Annotated in this window: 3 protein-coding genes; 1 reads left to right on the top strand and 2 read right to left on the bottom strand. The window is 63.6% G+C overall.

What is annotated here, in order from left to right; translation table 11 throughout:
- Positions 1–432: 432 nt before the first annotated feature.
- Positions 433–1,374, top strand: a complete 942-nt coding sequence (locus tag AC1DKD_RS40475; RefSeq protein WP_441627427.1) for a patatin-like phospholipase family protein — start codon at positions 433–435, stop codon at positions 1,372–1,374.
- Between the two features lie 102 nt (positions 1,375–1,476).
- Here AC1DKD_RS40475 and AC1DKD_RS40470 read toward each other — a convergent pair whose 3' ends face one another.
- Together AC1DKD_RS40470 and AC1DKD_RS40465 are read right to left on the bottom strand one after the other, a co-directional pair.
- Positions 1,477–2,166, bottom strand: a complete 690-nt coding sequence (locus tag AC1DKD_RS40470) for a C40 family peptidase (protein ID WP_035860485.1) — start codon at positions 2,164–2,166, stop codon at positions 1,477–1,479.
- Between the two features lie 287 nt (positions 2,167–2,453).
- A partial coding sequence (locus tag AC1DKD_RS40465) for an ATP-binding cassette domain-containing protein (RefSeq protein ID WP_477144666.1) occupies positions 2,454–2,942 on the bottom strand: 489 nt, incomplete at its 5' end.

Below are 2,942 nucleotides of genomic sequence, written 5' to 3'. Positions count from 1 at the left end.
TCCCCGCCCTTGGGCAATGGCTGGAAATCCATCCAGCAAAAAGCAAGCTGCAAATCCGGCCGGTGTTCTGGCCTTCCTCGCAACGTTCTAGACTCCCCCTGGCTGTTCGGCCCGGTTCGTCTAAGCAAGAAATGGTTGGGATTGGACAGTTCAGGCGGAAACCTTCCCCTTGTCCCAACAAGGTCGATGCTCCTTACGTTGGAGCTGCCCGGACACGATAGTGCGTGTCGCACAGGATCGCCGCATTATAGCAAGCAGGGCGCAGCCAACCGCCCCCGGTTCGCGCTGGAATGCCCGGCCGCGCGGAATCATTTATGCTGCGTCCGGTCTGAATGCTGTCGCACGGGACGTGCGGCCGACGTGGACGGCACATTCTGCCCTCGCCCACGCTGGCTGTGACGACCGCGCCATTTCTCCTCCCTCGGTTACTCCATGCAACGACGCAACTTCCTTGGTGCCGGTGCGGCAGCACTGCTGGCTGCCTGCTCCTTTGGCCCAAAACCGGGCGCACTCACCGCAGCGCCGGACACCCCGGCTGCGCCGCCCACGGCGCCACCCCGGCCGATCAAGATCGGCCTTGCGCTCGGCGGTGGCGCCGCACGCGGCTTCGCCCACATTGGCGTGATCAAGGCACTCGAAGCACAGGGCATCCATCCGGACTTGGTCACTGGCACCAGCGCGGGCGCGGTGGTCGCGGCACTCTACGCATCGGGCATGAACGGATTCCAGCTCAACAAGGTGGCRCTGACGATGGACGAAGCCACCATCGCCGACTGGGCCCTGCCCTTCGGCACCCGCTTTGGCGGCTGGCTCAAGGGCGAGGCGCTGCAGAACTACGTGAACCGGCTGGTCGCAAATCGCCCGATCGAGTCCATGAAGCTGCCACTGGGCATCGTCGCCACCAACCTCAAGACCGGCCAGGGCATCTTGTTCCGGCGCGGCAACACCGGCCAGGCGGTACGGGCATCGAGCAGCGTGCCGGGCGTGTTCCAGCCGGTCTCGATTCAGGGGCATGACTATGTGGATGGCGGGCTGGTCGAACCCGTACCGGTCGATTCCGCGCGCGCCATGGGCGCTGACTTCGTGATAGCCGTGAACATCTCCGCCGAGCCCTCCAGCCAGAAGAACGGCGGCCAGAGCGGCGTATTGCTGCAGACCACGGCCATCATGGGGCAGTCGATCAGCAAGATGGCCCTGGCGCATGCCGATGTGGTAATCCGCCCCGACCTGCCGGACATGGGTGGCAGCGACTTCGCCTCGCGCAACCGCGCCATCCTGGCTGGCGAGCAAGCGGCCTCCGCGGTCATGGCGAGCCTGCGCGACAAGCTTGCCCTGGCGCGCTCGCGGCCCGCCGGAACGGTGGCCGCGCAATAACGGCCGCGGGAGCACATGCCGCCGGGAGGCGGCGCCAACGAAAAAGGACTGCGAGGCAGTCCTTTTTCGTTGTGACACGCACGGACAGGGCCCGCCCTCGCCTCAGCCGCCGTAGAGCGAACGACCGCCTGCGTTGGGATCGAAACGCTTGAGCGTCTCGACCATATTGCCCAGGTTGCTGGCGCTGCCGCTGTCCTGCGGCATATCGTCGATACGGCGCGCGCCGTTGTAGCGCGTCACCCAGTACGAGGCGCGCATGTCATCGACACGAATCTTGCTGCCGGTGGACGGGGCATGTACGAACTTGTTGTCACCAATGTAGATGCCAACGTGCGAGAAGGTATGGCGCATGGTGTTGAAGAACACCAGGTCGCCGGGGCGCAGGTCGCTGGTTGCCACGGTGGTGCCAACCTGGCTCATCTCGACCGAGCGGCGCGGCAGCATGAAGCCAAAGGTATCGTTGAAGACGTAGCGGACAAAACCGCTGCAGTCGAGGCCCGATTCCGGGCTGTTGCCGCCGAAGCGGTAACGCACGCCGATCAACCCGAGGGCATTCATGACCAAGTCGCCGGCCTTGCTGGCCACATGGCTGGTCGAGTTCATGACCGAAGACAGCAAGCCGCGCTTGCCTTCCGGATGCGGCTCCGCGCTGAGTTCGGTACGTGCGTCGATGCGGGCGTCGGGATCCTTGAAGACCGTGTCAGCCAGCACTCCATTCGATAGAGTGGCACCGCAGGCAATGGCTATTCCTACGGCGGCGCGCGCCAGGGAATGAAGCACCGTTCGCTGCATTGGTTCTCCTGATGAATCGTTCTTGTCCGGGCCCGGGCAAACACACCGGGGCGGGCCTGAAATCAATGAAGTGGATCGCACGCAAAAAGCGCGCCAAGTGACGCAAGCCACCCGCGCTGTGCATAAGCGACGCGCGAACCACCCGTAAAATTAGTTCTCGCCGGATGGTATAAGGTTGTCATCCACATGTCAAAGTTCGTTACAAAATTCAGATAAAGTGCTTTGTAATCAAGGCTATACAACGGAAGTCGCAGATGCTTTCTCGGTTTGATTATGTCAGCGGCAGGTCAATCGGGTGACACCCTGAGTTCGGCCGCACCAACTTGCGGCGGAATCGGGTCGCCTGCACCAATTTCGGCCGCGATCATGAGCTTGCGGGTGTATGCGTGCTGCGGATCACCTAGCACAACCTCGGTTTCTCCCGCCTCCACCACCTCGYCGGACTTCATCACGATGACCCGGTGCGCCATGGCGCGGATCACGGCCAGGTCATGGCTGATAAAGAGATAGCTCAGGTTGTACTTGCGCTGCAGTTGCGTCAGCAGCGCCAGCACCTGCTGCTGGATGGAGACATCGAGCGCGGACGTCGGCTCATCGAGCACCAGCACCTGCGGCTTGAGGATCAGCACGCGCGCGATCGCCACGCGCTGGCGCTGGCCGCCGGAGAACTCATGGGGATACCGCCCCAGGGCCGTGCGGTCCATGCCCACCTCGCGCAGCGCCTCGGTAACGCGTTGCCGCATGGCGTCGCGCGAAAGGCCCGGCTGGTGCAGTGC

It is taken from the genome of Cupriavidus sp. 05T313 (genome assembly GCF_056396665.1).
This window is presented reverse-complemented; position numbering and strand designations above follow the sequence as displayed.

Coding starts and splice junctions, on each gene's coding strand:
- AC1DKD_RS40470 (WP_035860485.1), bottom strand. CDS start 2,166: ATGCAGCGAACGGTGCTTCATTCCCTGGCGCGCGCCGCCGTAGGAATA.